Below are 23867 nucleotides of genomic sequence, written 5' to 3' on the forward strand. Positions count from 1 at the left end.
CCGACGGCGATCCGGCGGCCGTCCGGTGGCCGTCCGGCGCCGCTGCGGCCGGTCCGGCCGCAGCGGTGTCTGGCCGCGCCGAGGCGGGCGATGTTTCACGTGAAACATCGCCCGCGCGGGCGGGCCGTAGGCTGGCCGGGTGAGCGAGCAGACCGAGCAGCCCGAGCAGACAGTCCCCGGTGATTCCGGTGACTCCTCCCCGACCGGCGAGGAGCGCCCCGAGGCCCGCCTGGAGCGGGCCGTGCGGGCGGCCGAGCAGGCACTGATCGAGTTCGAGATCGCGGTGGAGACCTTCCGGGTGGAGGTGGAGAACTTCTCCCGCCTGCACCACCAGAAACTCGGCCCCATGTACACGAGGCTCGACGAACTGGACGCGCTGATCGCCGAGGCGAAGGCGTCCCGCAGCGGCGATCCCGAAGACCTGCGACGCGCGAAGGAAGCGCGCTCGCTGGTCATGCCGATGCCCGGGGTGGACGAGCTGTTCCACGACTGGCTGGGCTCGGACGGGATCTCCGACGATGCCTCCGCGATGCTGACCGAGCGGCCCGTGCGCCCGCCGGAGCGGGTGCGGCCCTCGGAGGAGGTACGCCGCCTCTACCGCGAGCTGGTGCGTCAGGCCCACCCGGACCTCGCCCAGGAGGAGGCCGAGCGGGAGCGGCGTGACGCCTTCATCGCGCGGGTCAACGCGGCCTACGGGCGGGGCGACGAGCACCTGCTGCGCGAGCTGGCCGAGGAGTGGGCGGCCGGACCGGCGCCCGAGACGGCGGCGCCGGGCGAGAGCGAGGAGCTGTACGCCCGGCTGGAGTGGCTGGCACGGCGCAAGGAGCTGCTGTCGCTCGTCGCCAAGGAGCTGGAGGACAGCGCGATCGGGTCGATGCTGAGGATGGCACCCGAGGACCCCGACCGGCTGCTGGAGGAGATCGCGGAACAGCTGCTCGCGCAGGTCTCCGAGCGCGAGGCGGAGCTGGCCGAGGCGCTCGCCGCCGAGTGAGCCCGTCTGCCCGTACCGGGTGGTCGGCTAGGTTGGAACCACTATCTGCGATGAGAGAAGGCGACGTATGAACTTCGGACCGCTTCCCTCGGTGGACGCCGCCGCGGTGCCCTCCGAAGGCTTTGTCCTCGACGTCCGTGAGGACGACGAATGGGCGGCCGGCCACGTCGAGGGTGCTCTGCACATCCCGATGAGCGACTTCGTGACCCGCTTCGGTGAGCTCACCGAAGCGGTGGAGGACGGCCGCCGCGTGTACGTCATGTGCCGCGTCGGCGGGCGTTCCGCTCAGGTCACCCAGTACCTGGTGCGCCAGGAGATCGACGCCGTGAACATCGACGGCGGGATGCAGGCCTGGGACGGCGCCGGGCGCCCGATGGTGACGGACAGCGGGAACCCGGCCTTCGTGCTCTAGACCCTGTCCGGGCGGTCCGCTCAGGAGAGGGGGTGGGCGGCCAGCAGGTCGCCCAGGGCCTCCTCGTGCGCGGCGGCCGGGCCGAGCTGCAGCTCCAGCTGCTTGGCCCAGGCGTGGTAGCGGTGCAGCGGGTAGTCGGTGTCGGCACCGAAGCCGCCGTGCAGGTGCTGGGCGGTCTGCACGACCCGCCGCACCCCCTCCGAGGCCCAGATCTTGGCGACGGCGACATCACCGGAGCTCGGCAGCGGACCGCCGGCCCCGCCGGTCGCCGCGTCGAGCCGCCAGGCGGCCTGCCACAGGGTGACCTCCATGGCGCGCAGGTCGATGTAGCGGTCGGCGGCCTGGACGGCGACCGCCTGGAAGGTGGCCACCGGGAAGCCGAACTGCTCGCGCTTACCGGTGTACTCACTGGTCATGGTGAGGACGTTCTCACCGAGTCCGAGCGCCAGCGCACAGGTCCCGGTGGCGAGGAGCTGGCGGAGCCGCTCCCAGGCGCCCGGGGTCTCGATGAGGTGCGTGCCGTCCACCCGTACGCCGTCGAGGGCGAGTTCGGCGAGACGTTCCCCGCTGGTGGAGACCTGCTCGGCGAGGGCGAGCCCCTCGGCGGCGCGCGGGACGAGCGCGAGAACGGCCTCGCCCTCGCCGGTGTGGGCGGGTACGGCGATCCAGTCCGCGCCGTGCGCCCAGGGGACGGCGGTCTGCGTGCCCTCCAGAATCCACCCCTCGCCCTCGCGGCGGGCGATGACGGCGAGCTCGGCCGGGTCGTGGCCGGAGCGCCCGTGGGCGGCGGCGGTGAGTACGAGCGTCCCGCGCCCCGCGCCGGGCAGCAGGGCGGCGGCCAGTTCGGGGCTGCCGTGGGCCTGCACGGCCATGGCAGTGGCGCAGTGCTCCAGCAGCGGGACCCGCGCCAGCACCCTGGCGGCCTCGCGGAGCACCAGGCACAGGGCGATCGCGTCCAGCCCGGCTCCTCCGTGCTCCTCGGCGAGGACCAGGCTCAGCAGGTCCGAGCCGGCGAGCTTGGCCCACAGCGGGCGGTCGAAGTCGTCGGCGACGGCCCCCGGGGTCAGCGCGGGGCTGGGCACGCCGTCGGCCGCGACGTCCGCGAAGACGGCCCGGGCCGCCTCGACGGCGGCCTGCTGCTCCTCGGTGAAGGTGAAGTCCACTGCCTGTCCTCCCGCGTTCGCGTCTGACGGTGCGTCAAGATAGAACAGGTTCTTGAAAATGGACAGGCCCCTGTCGTCGGACAGGGGCCTGTCCGACGGCAGGGGCCGGACCGGACGTCGTCCCGCTAGCGGTCGAAGTCGATCTCCACTTCCTCGGTCACCGGGTGCGACTGGCAGGCCAGCACGAACCCGGCCTCCGTCTCCTCGGCCTCCAGCGCGAAGTTCCGGTCCATCCGGACCTCGCCCGACACCACGAAGGCCCGGCAGGTGCCGCAGACCCCGCCCTTGCAGGCGTACGGGGCGTCCGCGCGGTTGCGGAGCACCGCGTCCAGCAGGGACTCGCCGTCCTGGACCGGCCAGGTGCCCGAGCGGCCGTCGAGCCGGGCGGTGACCCGCCCCTGCGCGGGGGCCGTCGAAGCCGCGGCGCGGACCGTCGGCGTGGTGTCCTCGACGTGGAAGATCTCCTCGTGCACCCGGGTCCGTACGACGCCGAGCGCGGCCAGGGCCCGCTCCGCACCCTGCACCAGGCCGTACGGGCCGCACAGGAACCAGCCCGTCACCTCCGCCACCGGCAGCAGCGCGGGCAGCAGGGCCGCCAGCCGCTCCTGGTCCAGGCGTCCCGAGGGCAGCCCGGACTCCTGCTCCTCCCGGGAGAGGACCGTGACCAGCTGGAAACGCGCCGGATACCGGTCCTTGAGGTCGGCCACCTCCTCCAGGAACATCGTCGAGGCCGCCGTACGGTCGCTGCGCACGAGGCAGAAACGGGCGTCGGGCCGGGCGGCCAGCAGGCTCGCGGCGATCGACAGCACGGGCGTGATGCCGCTGCCGCCCACGATCGCCGCATAGTGCCCCGAGGCCGGGGCCGCGGCGGGCTCCAGCACGAAGCGCCCGGCCGGGACCATGACCTCCAGCACGTCCCCGGCGGCGATCTCCTTGTGCGCGAAGGTGGAGAACTCGCCGCCCTCCACCAGCCGCACCCCGACCCGCAGGTCAGCCGGGCCCGGGCCGTCCTTCGCCGGAGCGGGCGAGCAGATCGAGTAGGTCCGGCGGACCTCCACACCGCCCTCGGGAGCGGCGCGGCGCAGCGTCAGGTGCTGGCCCGGGGCGTGCCGGTACTCCTCGCGCAGCTCCTCGGGAACCCGCAGGGTCAGTGCCACGGAGTCGTCGGTGAGCCGGTCGACTGCCGCCACCGTCAGCGGGTGGAACGCGCCGTGGCGGGGGGCGGCCATCTACAGCTCCTTGAAGTGGTCGAACGGTTCGCGGCAGGCGGTGCAGCGGCGCAGCGCCTTGCACGCGGTGGAGGAGAAGCGGCTGAGCAGTTCGGTGTCGGTCGATCCGCAGTGGGGGCAGCGGACCGACAGGGTCAGCGGGACCGGCCCGCCGGCCGCGTGCGGCCGGGGCGGGGCGATGCCGAACTCGGCGAGCTTGCGCCGGCCCTCGGCGCTGATGTCGTCGGTCGACCAGGCGGGGGCCAGCACGGTGGTCACCCGTACCTCGGGGATGCCGTGGCCGGTCAGGGCGCGCTCGATGTCGGCGGACATCGCCTCGATGGCCGGGCAGCCGGTGTAGGTGGGGGTGAGGGTGACCTCGGCGTGGCCGTCCTCGTGCATCCGCACCCCGCGCACCACGCCGAGCTCACCCAGGGTGAGCACGGGCAGCTCCGGGTCCGGGACGGAGCCGGCCAGCTCGGCCAGTTCCGCCTCCAGGCGGGTCGTACCGGCGTCGGCGGTCACCACGACGCCCCCGGGTGGCTGCGGTGCAGATGCTGCATCTCGGCGAGCATCCGGCCGAAGGACTCGGTGTGCAGGCCCTGCCGTCCGGCGCCGGCCGCCCAGGCGCCGGTGCGCGGCCCCTGGGGCAGGTCGAGGCCGGCCTGCTCCAGTACGCCGGTCAGCGCGGCCAGCCAGCGCTCCTCCAGGACGGCCGGGTCCAGGCCGTCGAGGCCGTCCACCGGCTGGAACATCTCGCCGGTGTACTTCCACAGCGCGTCGAGGGCGGCCCGCATGCGGCTGCGGCTCTCCTCGGTGCCGTCACCGAGCCGCAGCGTCCACTGCTCGGCGTGGTCGCGGTGGTACGCGGTCTCCTTGACGGCCTTGGCCGCCAGGGGCGCGAACGGGCCGTCCCCGCGGGCGAGTTCCCCGTAGACCTCGTGCTGGTAGAAGGAGAAGTAGAGCTGGCGGGCGATCGTGTGGGCGAAGTCGCCGTTCGGCTGCTCGACCAGCTGGAGGTTGCGGAAGGACCGCTCCTCACGCAGGTACGCCAGCTCGTCCTCGTCGCCGACCAGGGACAGCAGGATCCGGGCCTGGCCGAGCAGGTCGAGGGCGATGTTGGCGAGAGCGACCTCCTCCTCCAGGACGGGGGCGTGTCCGGCCCATTCGCCGAGGCGGTGGGACAGGAACAGCGCGTCGTCGCCGAGGGCGAGTGCCGCCGCGGCGGTGGCGCCGGTGAGGTGGCTGGTGCCGGTGCTGGTCACAGGTGGCTCACCCCCTCCGGGATGTCGTAGAAGGTGGGGTGCCGGTACGGCTTGTCGGCGGACGGCGCGAAGAAGGGGTCCCGCTCGTCCGGCGAGGAGGCGGTGATCTCGGTGGAGGGCACCACCCAGATCGAGATGCCCTCACCGCGCCGGGTGTAGAGGTCGCGGGCGTTGCGCAGGGCCATCTCCGCGTCCGGGGCGTGCAGGCTTCCCGCATGCGTGTGCGAGAGGCCGCGGCGCGAGCGCACGAACACCTCCCACAGGGGCCAGTTCTGCGTCATACCCGTGCCTCCTCGTTCTGTCCGGCGTGCTTCGCCGCTTGCCGTGCCGCCTGCTGTGCCGTCTGCTTGCGCGCGTACGCCGCAGCCGCGTCGCGCACCCAGGCGCCTTCCTCGTGGGCCCTGCGCCGCTGGCCGATCCGTTCCTCGTTGCAGGGGCCGTTGCCCTTGAGGACGTTCCAGAACTCGGCCCAGTCGATGGCGCCGAAGTCGTGGTGGCCGCGCTCCTCGTTCCACTTCAGGTCCGGGTCGGGCAGGGTCAGGCCGAGGGACTCGGCCTGCGGGACGGCGATGTCCACGAACCGCTGGCGCAGCTCGTCGTTCGAGTGCCGCTTGATGCGCCAGGCCATCGACTGCGCCGAGTGCGCCGACTCGTCGTCCGGCGGGCCGAACATCATCAGCGACGGCCACCACCAGCGGTCGACCGCGTCCTGGGCCATCGCGTGCTGGGCCTCGGTGCCCTGCGAGAGGGCGAGGAGCAGCTCGTACCCCTGGCGCTGGTGGAAGGACTCCTCCTTGCAGATCCGGACCATGGCGCGGGCGTAGGGCCCGTAGGAGCAGCGGCAGATCGGCACCTGGTTGGTGATCGCCGCGCCGTCCACGAGCCAGCCGATGGCGCCGACGTCCGCCCAGGTCAGGGTGGGGTAGTTGAAGATCGAGGAGTACTTCTGCTTGCCCGAGTGCAGCTTGTCGAGCAGCTCGTCGCGGCTGGTGCCGAGGGTCTCGGCCGCGCTGTAGAGGTACAGCCCGTGGCCGGCCTCGTCCTGGACCTTGGCCATCAGGATCGCCTTGCGGCGCAGCGAGGGCGCCCGGGTGATCCAGTTGGCCTCGGGCTGCATGCCGATGATCTCGGAATGGGCGTGCTGGGCCATCTGCCGCACCAGGGAGGCGCGGTACTCGTCCGGCATCCAGTCGCGCGGTTCCACGCGCTCGTCGGCCGCCACGGCCGCGTCGAATGCCGCCGCGAGCTGTGCGCCCAGGTCAGCAGTCATGCCTGTCCCGTCCGTCCCGTCTGTCCCGAGGGCCGTGTCCGGCCCCGTTTCCGGGGTCACTGCCACCATTCCGGCCCCCTGTGAGAGTCCGCTGTCCGCCCGACCGACCGATCGTTCGGTTCATTCGCTTCAATGGTGAGACGGCGGCCCGTAGGGTGTCAACCTCTGAGGTCAACCCTGTGGACGCCGGATGATCGGGTGGGGATGGAATCGAACGAGCACGAGCCCGCCGAAGGGGCCGCTCCGCCACCCCCGCGGGCGCCCGGAATGGCTGGTCTGTCCACCCCGTACCGGGTCGTGACCGCCCTGGCCCTGGGGGCGATCGCGGTGGCCGCCTGCACGCACCTCGCGCTCGTCTTCCTGCACGTGGCCCCCGCCAACACCCTGAGCAAGCAGCACGCGGAGACGGTCGACGGCTGGATCTACCCCGAGTTCGAACAGAACTGGAAGCTCTTCGCCCCGAACCCGCTGCAGCAGAACATCGCGGTGGAGGCGCGCGCGGAGGTCCGGACCGCCCGGGGCGACGTGGTCACCACCCCCTGGCGCGACCTGAGCGCCGAGGACGGTGCGGCCATCCGGCACAGCCTGCTGCCGAGCCACACGCGCCAGAACGAGCTCCGCCGTGCGTGGGACTTCTTCACCGGCTCCCACGACGAGGACAACAAGCCGAACGGCGAGCGCGGGCAGCTGTCCGAGCAGTACCTCCAGCGGATCGCGGTGAACCGGTTCTCCTCCCAGGCCGGGGACGGGAGCATCCTGCGGATCCAGCTGCGCTCGGCGACCACGGCGGTGCCCGCGCCGAAGTGGAGCACCGAGACCACCGACACCCAGACCTACTACCGGGAGCTGCCGTGGTGGACGGTGTGAAGCGCGCCCGCGAGGCGGCGGGGCGGCTGGCCGTGCAGGTCACCGGGCAGGCGCTGGGCCCGTACCAGAGCGCCGTCGTCCGCATCGGTTTCGCCGCGACCTGGCTCTTCTTCCTGCTGCGCGAGTTCCCGCACCGCGCCGAGCTGTACGGGCCGGACGGGCCGTGGAGCTGGCGCCTGGCGGAGCGGCTGATCGATTCCAACCACGCCTTCACGGTGCTGATGTGGTCGGACTCGACGCTGTGGTTCGAGATCGTCTACGCGGTGTCGGTGCTGGCGAGCGTGGGTCTGCTGCTGGGCTGGCGGACGCGGGCGACGTCCGTGGTCTTCATGGTCGGGGTGCTGTCGCTGCAGAACCGCAGCGTGTTCATGGGCGACGGCGGGGACAACGTCATCCACCTGATGGCGATCTACCTGGTGCTGACCCGGTGTGCGCAGGTGTGGTCGCTGGACGCCCGCAGGGCCCGTACGCACGGCTCGGCGACGGCCGGGGCGGCCGGGCCGGTGCTGTGGGGGGTGCTGGGGGCGGTGTTCGCCTTCGGCGCGGCGACGGGGCGGTTCGGCTACGGCTGGCTGGCGGCGTTCGCGGCGGTGTGGGTGGCGTGCGGACTGTGGTGGATGGTCGACCGCTACGAGCCGGAGGGCGAGGGGCGGGCGGCCTTGGACGTCCTGGCCAACCTGCTGCACAACGCGGGCATGCTGGTGATCATGGCGGAGGTCTGCCTGATCTACGCGACGGCGGGGTGGTACAAGATCCAGGGGTCCCGGTGGCAGGACGGGACGGCCCTGTACTACCCGCTGGGGCTGGACTACTTCACCCCGTGGCCGGGGCTCTCGGCGCTGGTGGCGGGCAGCGGGACGCTGGTCATGCTGCTGTCGTACGGGACGGTGGCGGTGCAGGTGGCGTTTCCGTTCACCCTGTTCAACCGGCGGATCAAGAACGTGCTGCTGGCGGCGATGATGCTGGAGCACGCGGGGATCGCGGTGCTGCTGGGTCTGCCGTTCTTCTCTCTGGCGATGATCGCCGCGGACGCGGTGTTCCTGCCGACGGGCTTCCTGGTGTGGGCGGGCGCACGGGCCGCTGCGCGGCGGCGGCGTGCGGTGGAGCCCGTGCCGGATCCCGTGGAGCCGGCGCCGGTGCCGGCACCCCGCTGACGGCGCCGCCTCCCCGGGTCCCGCCGCGGGTCCGGGCAGGGCTGGGGGAACGGTGGACGGGCCGGGCGGGGACCGCGAAGCGGAGGACGCCCCTGTGGACCGTAGGGTCGGGGGCATGAGCGAGGAGCGGAGTTCCGGGGAGATCGCACAGCGGTGGCGGGAGGCCGAGCAGGCCGGGGGCCTCGTGCTGCTCGACGGGTTTCACGCGCTGAAGCACGCCCTGCGGTTCGGCGCCGAGGTGCGGATGGCCATCGCGGAGGATCCCGAAGCCGTACGCGCGCTGGCCCGGGAGCTGGCTCCGGACGTCGAGGACGCCGTGGCGCGGCTCGTGCGGCGGGCCGAGCTCACGGAGGTGCTGCCCCGCGTGCACCCCACCGGGGTCGCGGCCCTCGCGGTACGCCCCGACCGGGCGGCCGGCATCGCGGGCCTGGGCCGGATGCCGAGGCCCGCGCCCGTCGTCGTCCTCGACAACCCCCGCAACCTCGGCAACGTCGGAGCCGTCGTCCGGCTCGCCGCCGGCTTCGGCGCCACCGGCGTGGTGACCCGCGGCGATCTCGACCCCTGGCACCCGAACGTGGTCCGGGCCGGGGCCGGGCTGCACTACGCCACCACCGTCGAACGCCTCGCACTCGACGAGCTGCCGCCCGGCCCGCTCTACGCGCTCGACCCCGAGGGCGCGGACATCCGCGCCCTCACCCTGCCGGACGACGCCCTGCTCGCCTTCGGCTCGGAACGCCACGGGATCTCACCGGAGCTGCGCGCCCGGGCCGACCATCTCGTCTCCCTGCCGATGCGCCCCCAGGTCTCCAGCTACAACCTCGCCACCAGCGTGGCCATGACCCTCTTCCACTGGGGCGGCCCCCCGGCCCACGAACAGGGCGGCGAGAGCCCCTGAGGGGTGTCTTGGGGTGTCTTGCCGATCAGGCCGGGCTCGCATCAGCCGGCCCTCACGCTCGCTGCGTTCTCGTCGGTCGGCCACGCTCCGCGGCGGCTCCCTCCTCGGCCTTGCGCTCGCATGCGCCGGGCACCGCTCGCTGATCCGGCCTGATCGACAAGACACCCCCCAGGACTCCCCCGGCCAGGATCGCCGCGGCCGCCCCGAGCGTCGCCCCGTCCGGGTGGATCAGCGCCTGGCCGCGCAGCGCCTGCCAGGTCACCAGCGCGAAGACCGCCGCGTAGACCCCGGCCGCCACCAGGGTCAGCCGCAGCCGGACCCGCTCCCGGCGCAGCAGCGCGAAGCGACCGGCGAGGGCGGCCAGGACGAGGACGAACAGGGGCAGCAGCTGCAGCGCGTGCATGCCGAAGAAGTGCGGGATGCGCAGGTCGCCACCGGTGGTCGACCAGCCGGTGAGCGGCATGGCGGGCCCGCCGTCCGGCACCCCGACGCTGTGGGCGCCCGTCACCGGCGCGTCCTCGACCGCGAGCTGTGCCTCGGTGGGGACGGCCATCAGGAAGCCGAGCCCGGCGCCCGTGAGGGCGAGGACGGCGGCGATCCGGAGGGACCAGGTGGTGGCCCGGTCGGCGATGCGGGTGCGGAAGAGCAGCACGGCGATGACGAGCGTGGCCGTCCACAGCACGACGACGGTGTTGGCCATGGCGCTGTAGACCTGCTCGTCGAAGGGCGTCCGCTGGTTGAAGTGGCTCTGCCGGCCCCGGATCACCTGACCCGTCATGAGCAGCATCTCGACCAGGCTCGCCGCGGCGACGACCGTACCGGCCCACCAGGCGGCCCTGCGCAGCCGCGGGCGGGCCGCGACGGCCAGCGAGATCATCCACGCCAGGCTGAGCGAGTAGCCGACGAACGAGACGGCGAACTTGAAGGGCTTGGCCCAGATCGGGGCGCCGACCAGCACCCGGTCGTCGACGGCGAGACCCACGGCGGAGCCGAGGGCCCACAGGGCCATCAGGCCCGCGAACAGGGTCAGTGGCCGGTGCCAGGTACGTAACGCGGACAGCAACGCAGACATGAGCCCCCCAGGAGAATGGATAGCGACGCTTGCCGCTATCTGATAGCCCCACTATCTATGATGAGGGGGGAACGGGGCAAGAAGAGACGAGTGAACAGACCATGCGCATCGGAGAGTTGAGCCGCCGTACCGGGGTCCCGGTACCGACGATCAAGTACTACGTCCGGGAGGGCCTGCTGCCGCCGGGCGAGCTGAGCAGCCCCAACCAGGCCAGCTACGACGACGGGCACGAGCGCAGGCTGCGCCTGATCCGCGCGCTGCTGGAGGTCGGCGGGCTGTCGGTGGCGGCCATCGGCGACGTGCTCGCGTCCATCGACGACAAGGAGCAGCCGGTGCACAAACTGCTGGGCACCGCGGCCCAGCGGCTGGTCCCCGAGTACGGCGACGCCGGGTGCCAGGAGGACGCCGAGGCGGTACTGGCCCGGGAGCGGGTGGCGCGGCTGATCGAGGCGCGCGGCTGGCGCCTCCACCCGGGGAACAAGGCCGCCGGCGCGCTGGCGGCCGCGCTCGCCTCACTCGGGCGGGTGGGCTACGGCTCCTTCGCCGAGCTGCTCGACGAGTACGCCGAGGCGGCCGAGCGGGTGGCCCGGGCGGATCTGGGGTACGCGGCCCGCCGGACGGACCGCGAGGACCTGGTCGAGGCGGTCGTCGTCGGCACGGTCGTGGGCGACGCGATGTTCGCGGCGCTGCGCAGGATGGCCCAGGTGGACGTCTCCTCCCGCCTCTTCGCCCAGGGAGGGCAGGAGTAGCGGGAGGCGGCGGTCCACCCGGGCCGGGTGCCGGTTCCGCGGCGTGCGGTTACGCCTGGCGGCGAACCTCCACCACGCGGAAGCGGTTCGCGACGAAGGCGCCGTCGCACAGCGCGGCGTTGGCCGCCGGGTTTCCGCCGGAGCCGTGGAAGTCCGAGAACGCGGCGGTCTGGTTGACGAACACCCCGCCGGTCAGGTTCAGGGAGAGCTGCGCGGACTCCTCCAGGCAGACCTCCTCGACCGCCCGCTCGGTGTCCGCCGACGTCGTGTACGCGCCCACCGTCATGGCGCCCTTCTCCCGCACCGTGCGGCGCAGCAGGTCGAGGGCGTCGGCGGTGGTGTCCACGGCCACCGCGAAGGAGACGGGGCCGAAGCACTCGGAGAGGTAGGGCGCCTCCGGGTCGGGCTTGGCCGCGTCCAGCTTGACCATGACGGGGGTACGGACCACCGCGTCCGGGAACTCGGGGTTCACGACCTCCCGGGAGGCCAGCGCGACCTCGCCCAGCGCGGCCGCGGCCTCCAGCCGGCTCTTGACGTCCGGGTTGACCAGCGCGCCGAGCAGCGCGTTGGCCCGGGCGTCGTCGCCCAGCAGGCCGCCGACCGAGGCGGCGAGGTCGGCGACGACCTCGTCGTAGGTCTTGTGGCCGGCGTCCGTAGCGATGCCGTCGCGCGGGATCAGCAGGTTCTGCGGGGTGGTGCACATCTGGCCGCTGTACAGGGACAGCGAGAAGGCCAGGTTGGACAGCATCCCCTTGTAGTTGTCGGTGGAGTCCAGGACGACGGTGTTGACGCCGGCCTTCTCCGTGTAGACCTGCGCCTGGCGGGCGTTGGTCTCGAGCCACTCCCCGAACTCCGTGGAGCCGGTGTAGTCGATCAGCTTGATCTCGGGGCGGACCGCGAGAGTCTTGGCGATGCCCTCGCCCGGGCGCTCGACCGCGAGCGCCACCAGGTTCGGGTCGAAGCCCGCCTCCGCGAGGACCTCCCGGGCGACCTGGACGGTCAGCGCGAGCGGCAGCACGGCCCGCGGGTGCGGCTTGACCAGCACCGCGTTGCCGGTGGCGAGGGAGGCGAACAGGCCGGGGTAACCGTTCCAGGTCGGGAAGGTGTTGCAGCCGATCATGAGGGCGATACCGCGCGGGACGGCGGTGAAGCTCTTGCCGAGCTCCAGCGGGTCCTTCTTGCCCTGCGGCTTCGACCAGTCGGCCCGGACCGGGACCCGGGTCTGCTCCTCGTACGCGTAGGTCACCGCCTCCAGGCCGCGGTCCTGTGCGTGCGGGCCGCCCGCCTGGAACGCCATCATGAACGCCTGGCCGCTGGTGTGCATGACCGCGTGCGCGAACTCGTGGGTCCGTGCGGAGATGCGGGCCAGGATCTCGATACAGACCAGGGCGCGCGTCTCGGGTCCCGCGTCGCGCCAGGCGCCCATGCCCGCCTTCATCGCGGGGAGCAGCACGTCCGGGTCCACATGCGGGTACTCGACCTTCAGCTCCGGGCCGTACGGGGACACCTCGGCGCCCGTCCAGCCGTCGGTGCCGGGCTGGCCCAGGTCAAGCCGGGTGCCGCGCACGGCCTCGAAGGCGGCGAGCCCGTCGGCGGGCGCGGTCTCGCCGTACGCCTTGGGGTGCTCGGGATGCGGGGACCAGTAGGCACGGCTGCGGATCGCCGACAGGGCCTGGTCCAGGGTGGGCCGGTGCTTGGCGGACAGCTGGGGGACGGTGAGCTCGGCGGCCATCAGGGACCAACTCCTCGTTGAGCCGGGCGAAGAACAGGAGACTGGAGTTAGAGTAACCGAACGATCGGTCGGGACAAGAGGGCCCGGCGGGCCTGTGGATAAGTGTGTGCGGGAGGATCAGGACATGACAGCAATCGAGCGGTCCCGCACTGTGGCGGTCGTCGGCGCGGGCACCATGGGCCAGGGCATCGCCCAGGTCGCCCTACTCGCAGGTCACCGCGTGCTGATCTACGACATCAACGCCTCCCTCGCGGCCGACGGCGTCGGTTTCGTCCAGGACCGGGTCGAGCGGATGGCCGCCAAGGGGCGTCTCGACCGCGCCGAGGCCGAGGAGGCGATCGGCCGGATCGCCTCGGCCGGCGACCTCGCGGACCTCGCCGGTGCCGCCCTCGTCATCGAGGCGGTCGTCGAGAACGTCACCGTCAAGCAGGCGCTCTTCGCCGCGCTCGAGGAGGTGGTCGCGCCGGACGCGGTGCTGGCCACCAACACCTCCTCCCTCTCCGTGACCGAGCTCGCCGCCGGGCTCGCGCACCCCGGCCGCTTCCTCGGCCTGCACTTCTTCAACCCGGCCCCGCTGCTCCCGCTCGTCGAGGTGGTCAGCGGTTCCGCGACCGACCCGGCCACCGCCGAGCGCGCGTACCGCACCGTGCTCGGCTGGGGGAAGACACCGGTCCGCTGCGCCGACACCCCCGGTTTCATCGTCAACCGGATCGCCCGGCCCTTCTACGCCGAGGCCTTCGCGGTGTACGAGGAGCAGGGCGCCGACCCGGCCACCATCGACGCCGTGCTCCGCGAGAGCGGCGGCTTCAAGATGGGCCCCTTCCAGCTGACCGACCTGATCGGCCAGGACGTGAACGAGGCCGTGACCCGCTCGGTCTGGGAGTCCTTCTTCCGCAGCCCGAAGTTCACCCCCTCCCTCGCCCAGCGCCGTCTCGTCCAGTCGGGCCGCCTCGGCCGCAAGTCCGGGCACGGCTGGTACCCGTACGGTCCGGACGCCGAGCCCGCGCTCCCGCACACCGCCGAGCCCGAGGAGGCCCCGGCGAAGGTCACGGTCGTCGGTGACCTCGGTCCGGCCGCCGCGCTGGTGGACCTGCTGGAGGAGGCCGGGATCGCGGTCGCGGCCACCGAGCAGGGGGGCCCGTACATCCAGCTGCCCGGCGAGGGCCAGCTGGTCCTCGCGGACGGCAAGACCTCCGTCGAGTTCGCCGACGTCGTCTACTTCGACCTCGCGCTCGACTACCGCGGCGCCACCCGCATCGCGCTCTCCGCGAGCGAGGACACCAGTGAGCGGACCCTGGCCGAGGCGATCGGCCTCTTCCAGAAGCTGGGCAAGAAGGTCTCCGTGATCGGCGACGTCCCCGGCATGATCGTCGCGCGGACCGTCGCGATGCTGATCGACCTCACGGCCGACGCCGTCGCCCGCGGCGCCGCCTCGGCCGGGGACATCGACACGGCGATGCGGCTCGGCGTCAACTACCCGCTGGGTCCCGGCGAGTGGCACGAGCGGCTCGGCCGGGACTGGGCCTACGACCTGCTGCACCACCTCGACGAGCGCTGTCCCGGGGGCCGGTACGCGCCCTCCCTGGCCCTGTTCAAGCTGGGCTACGCCGCGGACGGCGAGGAGGGGGCCGCATGACGACGGCCAAGCGGGACACGTACACCCCCGAGACACTGCTGTCGGTCGCCGTCCAGGTCTTCAACGAGCGCGGCTACGACGGCACCTCGATGGAGCACCTCTCCAAGGCCGCGGGCATCTCGAAGTCCTCGATCTACCACCACGTCGCGGGCAAGGAGGAACTGCTGCGGCGGGCCGTCAGCCGCGCCCTCGACGGGCTCTTCGCGATCCTGGAGGAGCCGGGCGCCGTACGGGGCCGGGCGGTCGAGCGCGTCGAGTACGTCACGCGCCGCACGGTCGAGGTGCTGGCCGGCGAGCTGCCGTACGTGACGCTGCTGCTGCGCGTACGCGGCAACACCCGCACCGAGCGGTGGGCGCTGGAACGCCGCCGCGAGTTCGACCACCAGGTCGCCGACCTGCTCAAGGCGGCCGCGGCGGACGGCGACCTGCGGGCGGACGTGGACATCCGCCTCGCCACCCGCCTCCTCTTCGGCATGGTGAACTCCCTGGTCGAGTGGTACCGCCCGCACTCGGGGACCGGCCCCGACCAGCTCGCGGACGCGGTCGTCCACATGGCCCTCGACGGCCTGCGCGCCGTCCGCTGACCCCAGGAGACCCCAGCGCCCCCGGAACGGCCGTACGGCCCTCCCGGGGGCGTCGTCCTACCCGGACGGGCTACTCCTCGGCGATGGCCGGGGCGGCGCCGCCCGGGCCCGGGCCCGTGCCCAGGAGATCCGTTTCCTCGAAGACCAGCAGGGTCCGCGTCGAGAGGACCTCCGGGATGGCCTGGAGCCGGGTCAGGACCAGCTCGCGCAGGGTCCGGTTGTCCGGGGTGTGCACCAGCAGCAGGACGTCGAAATCCCCGCTGACCAGCGCGATGTGCGCGGCGCCCGGGAGCTCGCGCAGCTGCTCGCGCACGGTGCGCCAGGAGTTCTGGACGATCTTCAGGGTGATATAGGCGGAAGCGCCCTGCCCTGCGCGTTCGTGATTGACGCGGGCTGTGAACCCGCGGATCACCCCGTCGTCGATGAGCCGGTTGATCCGGGCGTAGGCGTTCGCCCGCGAGACGTGCACCTGCTCAGCCACCGACCGTATCGACGCGCGGCCGTCCGCCTGGAGCAGCCGCATGATCGACCGGTCGATCGGATCCAGGGGCCGGGGTGCGGCGGGAGGGGCTGCGGAGGCGCCCGGTGCGCCCCCCGGCACGGCCGGCGCGGAACCCGTTCCGGCCATTTGTTCATCCGGCATTGCCCGATGCCTCCCTCTCCTGGACGTCCTGCATCCATCCCAGGGCCCCGACGCCAGTTTGTCCACAGCCTGGAGGTGCCTGTAGCCAAATTGCGCAGACAACCGAACAATCGGTAGGTGAGGGGCCTCACACCCGGGGCACCCCCTGCCCGCTTCCCACGAGGAGGTGTACGCCGCCATGACGGTCCAAGAGCTGCCCGGTGCCGGTGCGTCCCACCGGTCCACCCCGCCGCCCGCCTGGAGTCCCCGTACGGATGCCGCGCCGCTGCTTCCGGACCCCGAGCCCTACCGGGTGCTGGGCACCGAGGCGGCGGACCGGCTCGACCCGGAGCTGATGCGCCGCTGCTACGCCGAGCTGGTGCGCGGCCGCCGCTACAACGCCCAGGCCACGGCGCTCACCAAGCAGGGCCGGCTCGCCGTCTACCCCTCCACCGTGGGCCAGGAGGCCTGCGAGATCGCGGCCGCGATGGTCCTGGAGGACCAGGACTGGCTGTTCCCGAGCTACCGCGACACCCTGGCGGCCGTGGCGCGCGGGCTGGACCCCGTACAGGCGCTGACCCTGCTGCGCGGCGACTGGCACACCGGGTACGACCCGCGCGAGCACCGCATCGCCCCGCTCTCGACCCCGCTCGCCACCCAGCTGCCGCACGCGGTGGGGCTGGCGCACGCGGCCCGGCTGCGCGGCGACGACGTCGTCGCCCTGGCCATGGTCGGCGACGGCGGCACCAGCGAGGGCGACTTCCACGAGGCGCTGAACTTCGCCGCCGTCTGGCAGGCCCCGGTGGTCTTCCTCGTGCAGAACAACGGCTTCGCGATATCCGTCCCGCTCGCCAAGCAGACCGCCGCCCCGACGCTGGCCCACAAGGCCGTGGGGTACGGGATGCCCGGCCGGCTGGTCGACGGCAACGACATCGCCGCGATGCACGAGGTGCTGACCGAGGCGGTCCGGCGGGCCCGGGCCGGTGGTGGCCCGACCCTGATCGAGGCCGTCACGTACCGGATGGAGGCCCACACGAACGCGGACGACGCGACCCGCTACCGCGGTGACGCCGAGGTCGAGGCCTGGAAGGCGCACGACCCGATCGTTCTGCTGGAGCGCGAGCTGACCGCGCGCGGGGTCATCGACGAGGCGGCGATCCAGGCGGCGCGCGACGAGGCCGAGGTGATGGCCGCGGCGCTCCGCGAGGGGATGAACGCGGATCCGGTGGTGGACCCGATGGACCTGTTCGCGCACGTGTACGCGGAGCAGACGGACCGGCTGCGCGAGCAGGCGGCCATGCTCCGTGCAGAGCTGGAAGCCGAGGACCAGGCGTGACGACGGTGGCGGCGAAGTCCGCGAAGTCGGGGGTCAAGCCCTCGACGATGGCGCAGGCCCTGACCCGGGCGATGCGCGACGCGATGGCCGAGGACCCGACGGTCCACGTCATGGGCGAGGACGTCGGGACGCTCGGCGGGGTCTTCCGGATCACGGACGGGCTCGCGAAGGAGTTCGGCGAGGAGCGCTGCACGGACACCCCCCTCGCGGAGGCGGGCATCCTGGGCGCGGCGGTCGGCATGGCCATGTACGGGCTGCGGCCGGTCGTGGAGATGCAGTTCGACGCCTTCGCGTACCCGGCGTTCGAGCAGCTGATCTCGCACGTGGCGAAGATGCGCAACCGCACCCGCGGCGCGATGCCGCTGCCGATCACCATCCGCGTGCCGTACGGCGGCGGGATCGGCGGCGTGGAGCACCACTGCGACTCCTCCGAGGCGTACTACGTGGCCACCCCCGGCCTGACGGTGGTGACCCCGGCGACGGTCGAGGACGCGTACGGACTGCTGCGCGCGTCGATCGCGAGCGACGACCCGGTCGTCTTCCTGGAGCCGAAGCGGCTCTACTGGTCGAAGGCCGACTGGCGGCCCGAGGCCCCGACGGCCGTGCCGGGCATCGGCAAGGCGCTGGTCCGGCGGACCGGCACGAGCGCGACCCTGATCACCTACGGGCCCTCCCTGCCGGTGTGTCTGGAGGCGGCCGAAGCGGCGCGCGAGGAGGGCTGGGACCTCGAGGTCGTGGACCTGCGCTCGCTGGTCCCCTTCGACGAGGACACGGTCGTGGAGTCCGTACGCCGCACCGGGCGCGCGGTGGTGGTCCACGAGGCGAACGGCTTCGGCGGACCGGGCGCGGAGATCGCCGCCCGCATCACGGAGCGGTGCTTCCACCACCTGGAGGCGCCGGTGCTGCGGGTGACGGGCTTCGACATCCCGTATCCGCCGCCGATGCTGGAGAAGCACCACCTGCCCGGCGTGGACCGGATCCTGGACACCGTGGCCCGCCTGCAGTGGGAGAACTGATGCCGCAGGTAATGGAATTCAAGCTTCCCGATCTCGGGGAGGGCCTGACCGAGGCCGAGATCGTCCGGTGGCTGGTGGCGGTGGGCGATGTCGTCGCCATCGACCAGCCGGTGGTCGAGGTCGAGACGGCCAAGGCGATGGTGGAGGTTCCGTGCCCCTACGGCGGTGTGGTCACCGCCCGGTTCGGGGAGGAGGGCACGGAACTGCCCGTCGGAGCACCGCTGATCACCGTGGCGGTGGGCGCGGCGTCGCTCCCGGAGGCCCCGGCCGCGCAGGCGGCCGAAGCCGAGGGATCCGGCAACGTGCCCCGGCCCCTGATCGGCTACGGCGAGGACCGGTCGCGCCCGGCGCGTCGGCGACGGGTGCGACCCGTCACCGCCGCGGTGTCGGCGCCGGTCGTCGCGGCCCCAGCGGTTCCGGCCGCTCCGGCCGTTCCGGCCGCTCCCGCCGCTCCCGCCGGGCCGGTGCCCGTGATCTCGCCGCTGGTGCGCAAGCTGGCCAAGGACGGCGGGGTCGACCTGCGCGCGCTGAGCGGGACCGGGCCCGACGGGCTGATCCTGCGGGCGGACGTCGAGGCGGCGCTGGCCGCGCTGCGCGCGCCCGAGCCGGCCCCCGTCGCCGCGGTGGCACCGAGGGTGTCGGCGCAAGGCGAGCGGATCCCGCTCAAGGGGGTGCGCGGGGCGGTCGCCGAGAAGCTGTCGCGCAGCCGCCGGGAGATCCCGGACGCCACCTGCTGGGTCGACGCGGACGCCACCGAGCTGATGGCCGCCCGCGCCGCGATGAACGCGGTGGGCGGGCCCAAGATCTCGGTGCTCGCGCTGCTGGCCCGGATCTGCACGGCGGCCCTTGCCCGGTACCCGGAGCTCAACTCGACCGTGGACCTCGCGGCGAAGGAGATCGTCCGGCTCCCGTCCGTGCACCTGGGCTTCGCCGCGCAGACCGAGCGGGGCCTGGTGGTCCCGGTGGTCCGGGACGCGCAGAACCGCAACCCGGAGTCCCTGTCGGCGGAGTTCGCCCGGCTGACCGAGCTGGCCCGGGCCGGGAAGCTGGCACCGGCGGATCTGACCGGCGGCACCTTCACCCTGAACAACTACGGGGTGTTCGGGGTCGACGGCTCCACGCCGATCATCAACCACCCGGAGGCGGCGATGCTGGGGGTGGGCCGGATCATCGACAAGCCGTGGGTGCACGAGGGGCAGTTGGCGGTCCGCAAGGTCGTCCAGCTGTCGCTGACCTTCGACCACCGGGTCTGCGACGGCGGCACGGCGGGCGGCTTCCTGCGCTACGTCGCCGACTGCGTCGAATCCCCGGCGGTCCTGCTGCGCAGCCTGTAGCTCAGCGCGGGCGGTGCGGTGCCGCTGCGCGGAGCCTGTCCCCGCCCCGCCCTTTCGCCGTTTCCCGGGCTCTGCCCGGACCCGGTCCTCAATCGCCGGACGGGCTGAAATACCGCCCGCCGGCGATTGAGGCGCGGGGTCCGGGACGGAGCCCGCGGCTCACACCGTGAGCAGGAGTTTGCCCACGTGGGCGCTGGACTCCAGGACGCGGTGGGCTTCGGCGGCATCCCGCATCGGGAAGGTCGCGTGGACCACCGGGCGGACCCGCCCCGCGGCCACCAGCGGCCACACGTGCTCGCGTACGGCGGCGACGATGGCCGCCTTCTCCTCCAGCGGGCGGGCCCGCAGCGAGGTGGCCGTGATCGCCGCCCGCTTGGCCAGCAGCGCGCCGAGGTTCAGTTCGGCCTTCACTCCGCCCTGGAGCCCGATCACCGCGAGCCGCCCGTTCACGGCCAGGGCGTCCACGTTCCGGGCCAGGTACTTGGCGCCCATGATGTCCAGGATCACGTCCGCCCCGGCCCCGCCCGTCGCCGTGCGCAGCTCGGCCACGAAGTCCTGCTCGCGGTAGTCGATCAGGATGTCCGCGCCCAGCTCCTTGCAGCGCGCCAGTTTCTCCGGGCCGCCCGCCGTCACGGCGACCGTCGCGCCCACGGCCTTCGCCAGCTGGATCGCCATCGTCCCGATCCCGCTGGACCCCCCGTGTACCAGCAGGGTCTCGCCGGGGCGCAGCCCGGCCACCATGAACACGTTGGACCACACGGTCGTGACGACCTCCGGCAGCGCGGCCGCCGTCACCAGGTCCACGCCCGCCGGGACCGGCAGCAACTGGCCCGCCGGCACGGCCACCCGCTCCGCGTACCCGCCACCGGCCAGCAGCGCGCACACCTCGTCGCCCACGGACCAGCCGGACACCCCCGGCCCGATCGCGGCGATCCGTCCGGAGCACTCCAGCCCCGGATGGCGCGAGGCGCCGGGCGGCGGATCGTAGAACCCCTGTCGCTGGAGTACGTCGGCGCGGTTCACGGCGCTCGCCGCTACCTCGACGAGGACCTCGCCCTCGCCCGGCACCGGATCGGGTACGTCGGCCCAGACGAGGGCCTCGGGGCCGCCGGGCTGCTCGATGGTGATCGCATGCATGGCCCGGAGGCTACGCCACGGCGCGGCTACTCGGCAGGACCCAGCTTCACCTGCGGCGAAGTCGGTGGCGCCGCCCGCACGATGGTGATGAGACGGTCCGTCAGCTGGATCGGGCTCGCGTGCGGATCGTCGTACGCGAGCAGCCGGTGCCCCCGCAGCACGCTCACCACCAGGTCCTCGGTGTCCCGTACCGACTTGCCGGCCTCGGACTTGCGGGCCGGGCGTTCGATGAGGTCGAGGCCGCTGCCCTGCTGGATCAGGTCCTCCATCACGGTGCCCGCGCTCGGGCTGAGGACCGAGAGGCCCAGCAGGCGGCCGGCCGCGCTCGCGCTCGTGATGACCGCGTCCGCACCCGACTGGCGCAGCAGCGGGGCGTTCTCCTCCTCGCGCACCGCCGCGACGATCTTCGCCCCGCGGTTGAGCTGCCGGGCCGTCAGGGTGACCAGGACCGCCGTGTCGTCCCGCTGGGTGGCGATGACGATCTGACGGGCCTTCTGCAGCTCGGCGCGGAGCAGGACGTCGGAGCGGGTGGCGTCGCCGACCACACCCGTGAACCCCTCCGCGTTGGCCATGTCGATCACCTTGGCGCTGGGGTCGACGATGACGACCTGCTCCTTGGAGAGGCCGGTGGCCAGCAGCGTCTGCAGGGCCGAGCGGCCCTTCGTACCGAAGCCGACGACGACCGTGTGCTCACGCAAGTTCTTCCTCCAGCGCTTGAGCCGCCACTCTTCCTTCGTCCGCTCCGTGAGGACTTCCAGGGTGGTACCGACCAGGATGATCAGGAACAGCACGCGCAGCGGCGTGATCAGCAGGATGTTGATCAGTCGTGCACTGTCGCTGTACGGGACGATGTCGCCGTAGCCGGTCGTCGACAGCGTCACCGTGGCGTAGTAGAAGCAGTCGAGGAGATCGACCTGCTGGTTGGCGTTGTCGTGGTAGCCGTCGCGGTCCAGCCACACGATGAAGACCGTCAGGAAGAGCACGAACAACGCCATCATCAGGCGCTTGGTGACCTGGCTCAGCGGGTTCTCGACGATGCGTTTGGGCAGCTTGATGCGCCGGGAGACGAGTTTCTCGTCGGCGCCGCGGGCCATGGAGTCGTGGCCGTGCAGTTTCACGTGAAACATCCTCCGGAAGCCCAGGGCAGATCGAGAATCTCCAGTTCCTGTCCGGACCGCGCTCCCTTGGGCGGTACGACGGCCAGCGCGTCGGCGGCCGCCACCCCCCGCAGCATCGCGGGGCCGTGGTAGCGCAGGGGCACCGCGTGCTCGTCGCTCAGCAGGACCGGAACCAGTCGGGTGTCGTACGGATGGCCGGGTACGTCGCCCTGCACCGCGGCCGTGTAGCGGGGGCGGCTCCGGCGCCCGGCGAGAGCGCGCAGCAGGGGTTCGGCGAGGGTCAGCAGCCCGGAGACCGCGGCCAGCGGGTTGCCGGGCAGCCCGACCACGTGGCGCACCGGGGGCCCGTCGGGCGCCCCGGTCCCGAGGCGGGCCAGCAGCATGGGGTGGCCGGGGCGTACCGCCACCCCGTCGACCAGCAGTTCGGCGCCGGCCTCCCGTAGCACCGGGTGGACGTGGTCGACGGGCCCGGAGGCGGTGCCTCCCGTGGTGACCAGGACGTCGGCGGTGCTCGTGGTGACGGCCTGCAGCAGGGCCGCGGCCCCGGCCGGGTCGTCGCCGAGCCGCCGGGTGCCGACGACCTCGGCGCCGAGGCGGTCGATCCAGGGCCCGAGCATCGGGCTGAGTGCGTCGCGGACCAGCCCCTCGTGCGGGCGGCCCTCGGCGAGCAGCTCGTCGCCGAGCACCAGGATCTCCACGCGGGGGCGGGGCCGGGTGGTCAGCTCGTCGTACCCGGCGGCCGCGGCGAGCCCCAGCACGGCCGGGGTGACCAGGGAACCGGCGGGCAGCAGCAGGTCCCCGGAGCGGCACTCCTGGCCCCGGGGGCGGATGTCCTGCCCGGTGAGGACGGGCCGGTCGGCGAAGAGCTGGGTGCCGGCCTCACGGCAGTGCTCGCTGCGGATGACGGCGGTGGTGTCGGCGGGGATCCGGGCGCCGGTGGCGATGCGTACGGCCTCGCCGTCCGTGAGCGGTTCGGGCCGTTCGGAGCCGGCCAGGACGCCGCCGCCGCTGCGCACGCTCCAGGGGCCGGGGCCCGCGACGGCCCAGCCGTCCATGGCGGAGCTGTCGAAGGACGGCAGGTCGGTCAGCGCGTCCAGGGCGGCGGCCAGGACCTCGCCGAGGGCGTCCGCGAGCGGCACCTGGTGGGTGCGCGGCCGCACCCGGCTCCCGGCGTGGGTGGCGGTGTCCCGGGCCCGCTGCCAGGTGGCCGCGCGGTGGCCGCCCGCGCCGCTGCCGCCCGGGCCGCCGCCCCCGGGGGCGCGGCTGACCAGGGCCAGGGCCTCGTCGAGGGCCTGCTCGGCGGAGTTCGTGGGGGTCATCCGGAGCCGTTCTGTTCGGCGGCGTCGGCCGCTGCCTCGTCGGCCCACCGCAGCGCCAGGTCGGCCGCCTTGCGGGAGGCCTCGGCGACGGCCTGGGCGGGGTCGGCGCCGGTGGCGGCGGCGTGGGCGGCCGCGTAGCCGACCAGGAAGGTGGTCAGCGGGGCGGCGGGCCGGGCGACGCCGTGGGCGGCGTCCCGGGCGAGGTCGAGCAGGGTTTTGGTGTCGACGGCGAGGTCGATGCCCAGCTCGCTCTTGACGGCGGTGATCCATTGCTCCAGCACGCCCCCATGCTCCCTGATCCGGGCGCGGGCGGCGGCGAGATCGTCCCAGGTGTCGCAGTCGAAGGAGGCGAGTGGCCGGGAGGTGACGCGGGCGAGATCCAGTTCGGCGGTGAGCGCGCGCAGCGGGAGCCCGGTGAGGTTGCCGTGTTCGGTGGCGAGCAGGGCGATCTCGCGGCGCAGGGGCTCGGCCCGGTACGCGGCGACCAGCGGCTGGTCCCGGCCGTCGGGGTCGCGCAGCATCGCCCCGTCCGCGCCGGGCGCGTCCAGCAGGGCCCGTACGGTCTCCCGGTCGAGGAACGGCAGGTCGGCGGAGAGTACGAGGACCAGCTCGGCGGTGGTCCGGCGCAGCCCGGCGTCCAGCGCTGCCACCGGGCCGCCGCCGGGCGGGTCCTCGCGGGTCCAGTCGACCGGGCGTGCGGTGGGGCGGCGGCCGCCGACCACGACCGTGGTCCGGGCGTCCGGGCAGGCGTCGAGGACGCGGTCGAGGAGCGCGCGGCCGCCGACGCTCAGCGCGGGCTTGTCGGCCCCGCCGAGTCGCCGCGCGGCGCCGCCGGCCAGCACGATCGCGTCGTAGCTCATGCCCTTGAGTATGAGGCGGACATGTCCCCTCCGGGGACCCCCACTTACGGCGAAGGGGGGGGGGGGGGGGCGGGGGGGGGGGGGCCCCCCGCGGGGGGGGGGGGGTGGGGCGACGCCGGGGGGTGTT

24 protein-coding genes are annotated in these 23867 nt (G+C 73.3%); 11 read left to right on the forward strand and 13 right to left on the reverse strand.

Annotated features, from left to right (window positions below):
* Nucleotides 1-139 precede the first annotated feature (139 nt).
* The gene (locus ACGFZK_RS16180) at nucleotides 140-991 is read left to right on the forward strand and encodes a hypothetical protein (RefSeq protein WP_393849502.1); all 852 of its coding nucleotides are present in this window, start codon (nucleotides 140-142) and stop codon (nucleotides 989-991) included.
* A gap of 67 nt (nucleotides 992-1058) precedes the next feature.
* Nucleotides 1059-1403, forward strand: coding sequence for a rhodanese-like domain-containing protein (locus ACGFZK_RS16185; protein WP_393849503.1), 345 nt, complete (start codon nucleotides 1059-1061; stop codon nucleotides 1401-1403).
* A 20-nt stretch (nucleotides 1404-1423) separates the two neighbouring features.
* Here ACGFZK_RS16185 and ACGFZK_RS16190 read toward each other — a convergent pair whose 3' ends face one another.
* The 6 genes from ACGFZK_RS16190 to paaA form a co-directional block, all read right to left on the reverse strand.
* Nucleotides 1424-2566, reverse strand: coding sequence for an acyl-CoA dehydrogenase family protein (locus tag ACGFZK_RS16190; protein WP_393849504.1), 1143 nt, complete (start codon nucleotides 2564-2566; stop codon nucleotides 1424-1426).
* Nucleotides 2567-2691: 125 nt separating this feature from the next.
* Nucleotides 2692-3795, reverse strand: a complete 1104-nt coding sequence (locus ACGFZK_RS16195; RefSeq protein WP_393849505.1) for a 2Fe-2S iron-sulfur cluster-binding protein — start codon at nucleotides 3793-3795, stop codon at nucleotides 2692-2694.
* On the reverse strand, nucleotides 3796-4302 hold the full coding sequence (paaD, locus tag ACGFZK_RS16200) for a 1,2-phenylacetyl-CoA epoxidase subunit PaaD (protein WP_393849506.1): 507 nt from the start codon (nucleotides 4300-4302) through the stop codon (nucleotides 3796-3798).
* The gene (gene paaC / locus ACGFZK_RS16205; RefSeq protein ID WP_393849507.1) at nucleotides 4296-5039 is read right to left on the reverse strand and encodes a 1,2-phenylacetyl-CoA epoxidase subunit PaaC; all 744 of its coding nucleotides are present in this window, start codon (nucleotides 5037-5039) and stop codon (nucleotides 4296-4298) included. The genes paaD and paaC overlap by 7 nt, the downstream gene beginning before the upstream one ends.
* Complete coding sequence (gene paaB / locus ACGFZK_RS16210) at nucleotides 5036-5320, reverse strand: 1,2-phenylacetyl-CoA epoxidase subunit PaaB (protein WP_030009045.1); 285 nt, start codon at nucleotides 5318-5320, stop codon at nucleotides 5036-5038. Before paaB ends, paaC begins: the two co-directional genes overlap by 4 nt.
* On the reverse strand, nucleotides 5317-6378 hold the full coding sequence (gene paaA, locus ACGFZK_RS16215; RefSeq protein ID WP_393849508.1) for a 1,2-phenylacetyl-CoA epoxidase subunit PaaA: 1062 nt from the start codon (nucleotides 6376-6378) through the stop codon (nucleotides 5317-5319). The genes paaB and paaA overlap by 4 nt, the downstream gene beginning before the upstream one ends.
* 198 nt (nucleotides 6379-6576) lie before the next feature.
* Here paaA and ACGFZK_RS16220 point away from each other — a divergent pair, with 198 nt between their 5' ends.
* From ACGFZK_RS16220 to ACGFZK_RS16230, 3 genes are all read left to right on the forward strand, one after another.
* On the forward strand, nucleotides 6577-7176 hold the full coding sequence (locus ACGFZK_RS16220; RefSeq protein ID WP_393849509.1) for a DUF5819 family protein: 600 nt from the start codon (nucleotides 6577-6579) through the stop codon (nucleotides 7174-7176).
* Nucleotides 7161-8330: an HTTM domain-containing protein gene (locus tag ACGFZK_RS16225; RefSeq protein ID WP_393849510.1), complete on the forward strand. Its 1170-nt coding sequence runs from the start codon at nucleotides 7161-7163 to the stop codon at nucleotides 8328-8330. The genes ACGFZK_RS16220 and ACGFZK_RS16225 overlap by 16 nt, the downstream gene beginning before the upstream one ends.
* Before the next feature lie 115 nt (nucleotides 8331-8445).
* Complete coding sequence (locus ACGFZK_RS16230; RefSeq protein WP_393849511.1) at nucleotides 8446-9225, forward strand: TrmH family RNA methyltransferase; 780 nt, start codon at nucleotides 8446-8448, stop codon at nucleotides 9223-9225.
* A gap of 52 nt (nucleotides 9226-9277) precedes the next feature.
* On the opposite strand, the gene ACGFZK_RS16235 is transcribed toward ACGFZK_RS16230, so the two are convergent.
* Nucleotides 9278-10234 (reverse strand): hypothetical protein, encoded by a 957-nt coding sequence (locus tag ACGFZK_RS16235; RefSeq protein WP_393849613.1) that lies wholly within the window; start codon nucleotides 10232-10234, stop codon nucleotides 9278-9280.
* A gap of 164 nt (nucleotides 10235-10398) precedes the next feature.
* Between ACGFZK_RS16235 and ACGFZK_RS16240 the strand changes: the two genes are divergently transcribed.
* Complete coding sequence (locus tag ACGFZK_RS16240; RefSeq protein ID WP_393849512.1) at nucleotides 10399-11046, forward strand: MerR family transcriptional regulator; 648 nt, start codon at nucleotides 10399-10401, stop codon at nucleotides 11044-11046.
* Between the two features lie 49 nt (nucleotides 11047-11095).
* On the opposite strand, the gene paaN is transcribed toward ACGFZK_RS16240, so the two are convergent.
* Complete coding sequence (paaN, locus tag ACGFZK_RS16245) at nucleotides 11096-12778, reverse strand: phenylacetic acid degradation protein PaaN (RefSeq protein WP_393849513.1); 1683 nt, start codon at nucleotides 12776-12778, stop codon at nucleotides 11096-11098.
* 124 nt (nucleotides 12779-12902) lie between these two features.
* On the opposite strand from paaN, the gene ACGFZK_RS16250 reads away from it, so the two are divergent.
* Together ACGFZK_RS16250 and ACGFZK_RS16255 are read left to right on the forward strand one after the other, a co-directional pair.
* Nucleotides 12903-14414, forward strand: coding sequence for a 3-hydroxyacyl-CoA dehydrogenase (locus ACGFZK_RS16250; RefSeq protein ID WP_393849514.1), 1512 nt, complete (start codon nucleotides 12903-12905; stop codon nucleotides 14412-14414).
* Nucleotides 14411-14998: a TetR/AcrR family transcriptional regulator gene (locus ACGFZK_RS16255; protein ID WP_393849515.1), complete on the forward strand. Its 588-nt coding sequence runs from the start codon at nucleotides 14411-14413 to the stop codon at nucleotides 14996-14998. The genes ACGFZK_RS16250 and ACGFZK_RS16255 overlap by 4 nt, the downstream gene beginning before the upstream one ends.
* A gap of 70 nt (nucleotides 14999-15068) precedes the next feature.
* On the opposite strand, the gene ACGFZK_RS16260 is transcribed toward ACGFZK_RS16255, so the two are convergent.
* Nucleotides 15069-15641 carry an Lrp/AsnC family transcriptional regulator gene (locus ACGFZK_RS16260; protein WP_393849516.1) on the reverse strand — a complete coding sequence of 191 codons (573 nt, stop codon included), beginning with the start codon at nucleotides 15639-15641 and terminating at the stop codon, nucleotides 15069-15071.
* Between the two features lie 178 nt (nucleotides 15642-15819).
* Here ACGFZK_RS16260 and pdhA point away from each other — a divergent pair, with 178 nt between their 5' ends.
* From pdhA to ACGFZK_RS16275, 3 genes are read left to right on the forward strand one after another with little or no spacing between them, the layout of a single operon-like run.
* On the forward strand, nucleotides 15820-16956 hold the full coding sequence (pdhA, locus tag ACGFZK_RS16265; RefSeq protein WP_393849517.1) for a pyruvate dehydrogenase (acetyl-transferring) E1 component subunit alpha: 1137 nt from the start codon (nucleotides 15820-15822) through the stop codon (nucleotides 16954-16956).
* A 47-nt stretch (nucleotides 16957-17003) separates the two neighbouring features.
* Entirely contained in the window at nucleotides 17004-17972 is a 969-nt protein-coding gene (locus ACGFZK_RS16270) for an alpha-ketoacid dehydrogenase subunit beta (protein WP_393849614.1), read from the forward strand.
* Nucleotides 17972-19306 carry a dihydrolipoamide acetyltransferase family protein gene (locus tag ACGFZK_RS16275; protein ID WP_393849518.1) on the forward strand — a complete coding sequence of 445 codons (1335 nt, stop codon included), beginning with the start codon at nucleotides 17972-17974 and terminating at the stop codon, nucleotides 19304-19306. The genes ACGFZK_RS16270 and ACGFZK_RS16275 overlap by 1 nt, the downstream gene beginning before the upstream one ends.
* 159 nt (nucleotides 19307-19465) lie before the next feature.
* On the opposite strand, the gene ACGFZK_RS16280 is transcribed toward ACGFZK_RS16275, so the two are convergent.
* From ACGFZK_RS16280 to ACGFZK_RS16295, 4 genes are read right to left on the reverse strand one after another with little or no spacing between them, the layout of a single operon-like run.
* A complete protein-coding gene (locus ACGFZK_RS16280; RefSeq protein ID WP_393849519.1) occupies nucleotides 19466-20443 on the reverse strand; it encodes an NAD(P)H-quinone oxidoreductase in 978 nt (325 codons plus the stop codon).
* Nucleotides 20444-20469: 26 nt separating this feature from the next.
* Nucleotides 20470-21570: a potassium channel family protein gene (locus ACGFZK_RS16285; RefSeq protein ID WP_393849520.1), complete on the reverse strand. Its 1101-nt coding sequence runs from the start codon at nucleotides 21568-21570 to the stop codon at nucleotides 20470-20472.
* Nucleotides 21558-22880, reverse strand: coding sequence for a molybdopterin molybdotransferase MoeA (locus ACGFZK_RS16290; protein WP_393849521.1), 1323 nt, complete (start codon nucleotides 22878-22880; stop codon nucleotides 21558-21560). Before ACGFZK_RS16290 ends, ACGFZK_RS16285 begins: the two co-directional genes overlap by 13 nt.
* Entirely contained in the window at nucleotides 22877-23740 is an 864-nt protein-coding gene (locus ACGFZK_RS16295; RefSeq protein ID WP_393849522.1) for an NTP transferase domain-containing protein, read from the reverse strand. The genes ACGFZK_RS16290 and ACGFZK_RS16295 overlap by 4 nt, the downstream gene beginning before the upstream one ends.
* Nucleotides 23741-23867 lie beyond the last annotated feature (127 nt).

Origin of the sequence: Streptomyces sp. NPDC048257 (assembly GCF_043201855.1) — a bacterium.
Taxonomy (GTDB): domain Bacteria; phylum Actinomycetota; class Actinomycetes; order Streptomycetales; family Streptomycetaceae; genus Streptomyces.